The 7,010-nt window shown below is 42.3% G+C and carries 5 protein-coding genes and 1 pseudogene; all 6 read right to left on the bottom strand.

The window, feature by feature from the left end; genetic code table 11:
• Window positions 1–78: 78 nt before the first annotated feature.
• Window positions 79–312 carry a hypothetical protein gene (locus tag EA341_RS17245; protein ID WP_293016413.1) on the bottom strand — a complete coding sequence of 78 codons (234 nt, stop codon included), beginning with the start codon at window positions 310–312 and terminating at the stop codon, window positions 79–81.
• Between the two features lie 228 nt (window positions 313–540).
• Window positions 541–1,347 carry a metallophosphoesterase gene (locus EA341_RS17240; protein WP_293016412.1) on the bottom strand — a complete coding sequence of 269 codons (807 nt, stop codon included), beginning with the start codon at window positions 1,345–1,347 and terminating at the stop codon, window positions 541–543.
• Window positions 1,348–1,399: 52 nt separating this feature from the next.
• Entirely contained in the window at window positions 1,400–1,594 is a 195-nt protein-coding gene (locus EA341_RS17235) for a hypothetical protein (RefSeq protein ID WP_293016411.1), read from the bottom strand.
• A gap of 249 nt (window positions 1,595–1,843) precedes the next feature.
• Window positions 1,844–2,686 (bottom strand): annotated as a pseudogene (locus tag EA341_RS17230) (IS3 family transposase); the annotation flags it as partial.
• Between the two features lie 32 nt (window positions 2,687–2,718).
• Window positions 2,719–3,099 carry a transposase gene (locus EA341_RS17225; RefSeq protein WP_293016410.1) on the bottom strand — a complete coding sequence of 127 codons (381 nt, stop codon included), beginning with the start codon at window positions 3,097–3,099 and terminating at the stop codon, window positions 2,719–2,721.
• Window positions 3,100–3,436: 337 nt separating this feature from the next.
• Window positions 3,437–6,706, bottom strand: a complete 3,270-nt coding sequence (locus tag EA341_RS17220) for a glycosyl hydrolase (protein WP_293016409.1) — start codon at window positions 6,704–6,706, stop codon at window positions 3,437–3,439.
• Window positions 6,707–7,010 lie beyond the last annotated feature (304 nt).

Below are 7,010 nucleotides of genomic sequence, written 5' to 3'. Positions count from 1 at the left end.
GCTCAATTTATCTAATTTGATTTATAGACAATAAACAATTACTGAAAAAATGGGAATATTCATCAAAAAATAGGGGATTTAATTCCTGTAACCATTGGGATTGATATCTGCAGTCGAAATATTTCTTTTGATTTCTCCGCTTTTATAATCCATAGAACAATGGAGCGTTTTTTCTACCCAGTGGACTTCCTTAACCTCGCTCTTAAATTGAGGTGAATAATTTTCAGACATCTCAACTTCAAGTTCATCTAATGTTTCAGCTAAGATTACAGACTTGGAACTGTCATTTAATATTAAAGTATAAAAAGGCATAATGGTATAGTTTTTACAAAAAGACTAACATGCAAAAAACAAAATTGTTAAGGGATAAAAGTTGTAGAAACCGATCACTTTCGTATAAACAGTTAGAAAATTAAATAACAGAAAATGAAAAAAATGTACAAACGCTAATCTTTCGTGGATCAATGTAGGTAAAGTTCCAAAAATCCTCAAAAGTTTTTTCTTAAAAAAACCTATGGAATTGTTAGGAAATCAAAAAAATTAAAGATTGTAGCCACTGAGAATTTTATCATCCTCCATTGATTTGAGATAAGTCGTTATTTTCCCATCATCCCCGACTTCTATTACCCGATAACCGGGCACAGGAGAACCCCAACTGCCACCGAAATGGCCAGTCCAAAGGTAGTGCTTCTTTTGATGAAGCATGACTCCGTTGACATCGTGGTCATGCCCATGTATAATGGCTTTCACATTGGGGTAGATGGTCACGAGATCAAGCAATTCCTGACAGGCTACACCGTGACGGGTCCAATCGTTCTGAGAAATATGGATACAGATAAACACATGCTCATAGTCCGAAAAGTCATCCAATGATCTTTTCAAAAACTGTTGGTTAACGCATAAATAGTCCCCCTTTTCATTTGAACTATCCGCGAGGACAAATCCGAAATGGTTTTTCTTGGAAAAAGCATAATCAGTGGGGATACCCCAAATGTCCTCCCACACGTTTTTGGTCACGCGGTCATGATTTCCCCGAACTGGGAAATAAGGAACCTCAAGTTGGTCATAAACTTCCTTGACCTCAGGCATCCATTTTGGGTCATCATGAATCAGGTCTCCATTGAAAATGACAAAATCCACATCCTTTTCCCGATTGATTGCTTGGATCAAAGTCCGGTGGCTTCCTTCAAAATCAGTATCAGGCTGACCATAGTGACCATCCGAGGCAATGATAAATTTCAGTTTTGGATTTTCGGGAAAATGCATTTTCCCATATGTCATAAAAGGCATAAGCGGAGTAATTGCCGAAAGGACAGAGATGTTTTTAAGAAATAACCTGCGCTGCATGAATGGTTTTTATTTGTGTGGGAGGCAATTTAAAGCTAATTATTACCCATTATTATTTCCTGGCAGACATGATCAAACCCACCACAAGAATGACTCCACTGACGATTACCGGAGTCCAATTGGCAGTACTTACAGCGATGTCCATACCTAGGAGGCTAAAGCTCTCTGAGTCTTCCATTGCCTGAAGACCAAAGATAATCAAACCTAATCCCCCTAAAATCGATAAAATAATTCCTACAATTTTCATAGTGCTTTTTTTTTGTTATTGAAAGTAAGCAATAAAAAGTACAAATGGTGTACCGTTTAGTTTAAGGATTTAAGATTTTAGCCCTTATAGCTATCGGGAAGATTTTAGATATGAGAAATTGATTATCAGGCCTGTCACGTCCTGATTTTTCTTGACACTTTTTTTTATAGTTTTTCTTTTGTTTTCAATCTTCTTAAATGCTCCATTGCACAAGTAAGGAAATCTGTCAAGGCCGGAGCGAAGCGACGTTCATATAGCCTTGACAGGTTTCTGTCTTGGGCTACTTTTGCGTTTGTGAGTTGAAAACTTCGACAATCGCTTATGTACTTCTTCCGGTTTTTTCATTCCCAATGACATGTGAGGCCTTTTTTCATTGTATGCCCAAACTGCATGCCTGACTGCTGTATATGCGTCATTTAGGTTTTTGAACGTTGAATCCAGCAGATATTCAGTTTTCAGTATGCCGTTAACCCTTTCAGCCATAGCGTTATCGTAACAGTTACCGGCTTCTCCCATACTTGATTTTATTTTTACCTTTTTGAGAATAGCCGTGTAAGCTATACTGCAGTACTGGAATCCTCTGTCTGAATGATGTATCAACCCTTTAGGGTGTCCACATTGCCTTAAAGCCATTTTTAAAGCTTCAACAGCCCATGTTGTCTCCAGCGTATGTCCCAGATACCATCCCACAATCTTTCTGCTGTAAGCATCTGTTATCAGGAAAAGATACCTGAACGTATCTCCTACCCGGATATATGTGATGTCCGAAACCCAAGCCCGGTCTACTGTTGTCCAGGCCTTACCGTTGAACAGATCTTCATATTTACTGTATCTGGCAAAAGACTGGGTAGTAACCACATATTTCTTTTTCCTCTTAACCAACAGTCCCTCAGAACGCAATAAATCAAAGAGCTTGTCTCTGCCAATCTTTACCCCCAATCTCTCAAGATCCGGTTTGAGCAGAACGTATAGCTTCTTGGATCCCATCATCGGATGAACCCTGCGGTGCTCCCGAACCATATCCAGCACCAAACAGCACTCAACATCTTCCCGGTTTCTCCTCTTCAGCCAGTCATAATAGGCTGACCTAGTGTATCCAAAGTAATCACAACAGGGCTTAAGTTTTACTTGCTCCCCTTTCCGGAAGACGACACGCTGCCAAAGTTTTTTTTTAAATCGGTCTTATACTCTTCATTGGCAACTTTTATCAGCGTCTCCAGCATATGGTTGGCTACTACAGAATCCGCCAAGGCACCTTTCAGCTTCTTGTTTTCCTCTTCAAGTTCCTTAAGTCTTCTTTTCTCGTCCACAGTTTCTATCCTTACTGTTTTGTTCAACAAATGATTCCTGCCAAAAGAGCGGACCCACTTCTGAATAGTCTCTGCTCCTCTGATATCATACTTCTTTTGAAGATAGGAATAAGAACTTCCATTTTCCAATTCCCCTACTACATGCTTCTTAAAGCTAATACTGTACCGCTTAAATTCACGAACTGATTTTGTCATGTTTTTTCCGTTTTAGTTTGACTTAATCTGTCAAGCTATTTCAGGACATGTCAGCCTCCCCCCTATTCCACCTTCTTACATCTTGTGTCTTATGTCTTATATCTTGTGTCTTATATCATGTGTCTTACGTCTTGTGTCTTACGTCTTGTTTCTCGCTTCTCGTATCTAGCCTCTCGCTTCTCGTCTCTCGCTTCTAGTTTCTTCTGTCTTGTTTCTTGTTTCTTATATCTTGTGTCTTTTGTCTTACGTCTTGCGTCTTATTTCTACCTCCGGTAAACCGAATCGATATACCAAATCCCAAAATATTGGGATGGAAATAGAGCACACCTTAATCCCCTTACATTTTCCTATTAGGAGTATAAGGCGCCCCTGCTTCTTCCAGCTTCAACTCAAAATCCACCAATTGACCGAAGAAATCCTTAGCATCCTTCAGGTATTGATCAAACTCAGTTTCTGCAATCTCAATATTCCTCTTTTGGGTTGCTGTTGGCAGATCAGTGGTACTCCAATGCCCATAAATCACCCCTCCTATCCTATTCAATATTGAAGGTGAAGTAGACTCATCTTTCCTTTGACGCAACTCATCTCCCACCAATACTTGTCTCAAGTTAAACAAAGAGCTATTCAGCTCCGTCATTTGAGCAATCAATTCCTCGGAAGCTTCCGGCGTCTTGGTCAAAGCAGCTTTGATATACCTGAGCTTTTCACCTGCCTCACCCAATTGACGTGCTGCACTTGATGTCCTTCTGGAAAGGTCACTAGTTTTCTTTTTGAAGGCCGCGATCTCTTTCACATTATCACTAATTGGAAATACGGGTTTCACATCGAATTCCTGCCTGGATCCCTGAGGTTTCAATTTGCCATTGTCTTTAACAAAAAGCTCCACACTGTACTTCCCAGGGGCTACCAAAGGTCCTTCTGGATCACTTGCCCATGGGGGTTGGAAATCAGGAATAGATAAATTAATTGGATTTGGTGGCGGTAATCTCAAATCCCAATTCACCCTATGCACTCCTGTCTTGGAGACACCTTCTATCCAACGGATCGCATCTCCATTTTCATCCCGAACAAGAAGCATCACACTCGGTTCTTCTTCCAGTGCCTCCTCTCTCATCTGATCCCAACCTGGAAATGGAATATCACTTTTTTGCTCATGGAGGGTCTTTTCTTTTGCCTTACGCTGCGCCTTACCTGTTTGAGGAAGGTCCTTCAGGTAATATGTAAATACAGCACCGAAAGGAGGATTATCGCTTACAAAACTATCCGATCCTTGGGAAGGCATCCCCTTTGCCTGCATAGGAACACTCGGAACATACCACCAGGCATCCCTCACAGGCAAAATTGTGTTTGCATTGCCTGATGTCAAGGAGGAAATTTCCCTCAAGGGCGAGTAATCATCCAGCACATAAATCCCACGCCCAAAGCTGGCACCTACCAAATCATTGTCCCTAGGATGAAGTTCCAGGTCACGGAAAGAAATCGTAGGTACACCGGCATGCAGTTTTGTCCAGTTATTTCCTTTGTTGACGGAGAAATAAATCCCATATTCTGTCCCTATAAAAAGTAAATTCTCATCAACATGATCCTGCTTGAGTACCCAAATGATGGTATTGGCTGGTAAATCCCCCGCAATTGACTTCCATGATCTTCCTTTATCGGAACTCATAAAAACATAGGAATTATAATCCCCCAATTGATGGCCGTCAGCCACAGCAAAGACGGTATTGACATCATGGGGAGAAGCATGAACATGGTTGATAAAAGTCAACTCTGGCACGTTGGGAAGCTTACCACTCTTTCTCCAGTTTTGGCCATCATCTTCGCTGACATGGAGAAGTCCATCATCAGAACCGGTGTAAAGCAAGCCTGCCTGTAAAGGTGATTCACTGATACTGGTCAGGGTGGCAAATTTTGACATGGCTCCATTATCATACAAAGCATCAATTCCCGGCACACGGTCTTTCATGGGGAGTTCGTACCTGCTTTTCCCCGTAGTCAGGTCACCACTGATGGCTGTCCAGGAATCTCCACGGTCTGTACTCTTCCAAACCCTGTAAGAACCAAAGTACAAAGTCTTATGGTCATGAGGGCTCAATTGTATGGGGCTATCCCAATTCCACCTTTCCGGTGGATCATTGGCCTCAGGCTGGGGTTGAATACCCAATACCTCCCCGGTAGTTCTATTATGGCGGTGCAGCATTCCTTGTTGAATTTCCATGTAAACGGTATTGGGATCTTCTGGATCAAATACGGCATCGTGCCCATCAGCACCTAAAGGCACATACCAATCCTGGTTGCGTACACCTTCTATATTGGTGGTCCTGGATGGACCTAGTAAAGTCCCAAGATCCTGAGCACCCATTACTACATTGTAAAAAGGTTCAGCATTATCAAGTCCCACTTTGTAAAATTGTGAAATCGGCAGATTTGGAAAGAGTCTCCAGGTTTCACCCTCGTCAAAGGACTCATACAAACCTCCATCCGTCCCAACAATCAAATGAAGGTCATTGGAAGGATCAATCCATAAAGCATGGTTGTCACTGTGTTTTCCCCTGCCTGTTTCACCGTAACTAATAGTCTTGCCTCCGTCCCTGGTCCGGTGCAGAAATACATCCATCTGATAGACCAGGTCAGGATTGGTAGGCGAAGCTTCAATCTCTTGGTAATAATGTGGTCCTGTTCCTCCTGATATATAGCTATTGCGTTTTTCCCAACTTTCCCCCTTATCCGTAGACCTGTAAAAACCCTTATTGGCTTCATCTGACTCTATGGTAGCATATACTAAATTCGGATCAGCCGGAGTCACTGCCAAGCCTATTTTTCCCATGTCTGCTTGAGGTAGGCCTGTGCTTATCTTCCTCCAGTTTTCCCCACCATCAGCGGATTTATAAATACCCGAGTTAGGTCCCCCGGCCAAAAATGCCCAGGTTTTCCTCCTCCTTTCATAAGCTGCTGCATAGATTACATCCGGATTGGACGGGTCAAATTCTGCATCTGTCACTCCGGTATTTTCATCAATTTCAAGTACCAACTGCCAGGTCTTGCCTCCATCTTTGGTTTTATACAAGCCTCGCTCTCCGCCAGAAGACCAAAGAGGACCTTCTGCTGCGACATACACTACATCTGAATTTCTGGGATCAATCAATATTCGGCCTATATGCTCTGATTTCTTCAATCCCATCTGTTGCCAAGTGGCACCACCGTCCATGCTTTTGTATACTCCATCTCCCCAGCCCACATGCCTGCCACTCACGTTTTCTCCAGTTCCTACCCAAACCACCTCCGGGTTATTGGGATCCAAGGCCACTGTACCTATGGAATAAGAGGGCTGCTCATCAAAAACAGGCGTCCAGGTCGTTCCGCTATTGGTGGTTTTCCATAAACCCCCAGAACCCACTGCCACATACCAGGTACTGCTTATCGTGGGGTGAACGGCAATATCGGCAATTCTCCCACCCATTACCGCAGGACCAATACCTCTCAGCTTGAGTCCATTGGCTAGCTGGGCAGCCATATTCTTTTGGCTGGATTGTGCAACAGCAGGTTGCCCGACCGATAAAAGCAGGAGAAGTGTTGTAAAGAGAAGGCTTATTGTAGAATTTCGCATAACATATTCGGTTTTATGGCAAAAAAGATACAAGAAATTTCATACTCTTAAGAGCCATTTATATAAAAATGTTATCCATTGGATTTAAAGTAAGAATGAAAGTGAAAGGTGGTGATTCTGGATATTCAGTTGATATTAGGATATTGGTGGATATTGAGTTTTTGATTGGTATTAATGGATATTGTTGGATACTGAGATGTTGATAGATATTGGAATATTGGTTTGACGGGATGCTGATTTGGCTTGATGTGGTAAGGAATCTCACAGGCCTTTTGGGACTTCCTGTAGAGGTCTTAATTCAACC

Origin of the sequence: Mongoliibacter sp. (assembly GCF_007692705.1) — a bacterium.
Taxonomy (GTDB): Bacteria; Bacteroidota; Bacteroidia; order Cytophagales; family Cyclobacteriaceae; genus Mongoliibacter.
The sequence above is the reverse complement of the archived record's forward strand: the minus strand, read 5'-3'. Positions and strand labels throughout refer to the sequence as shown.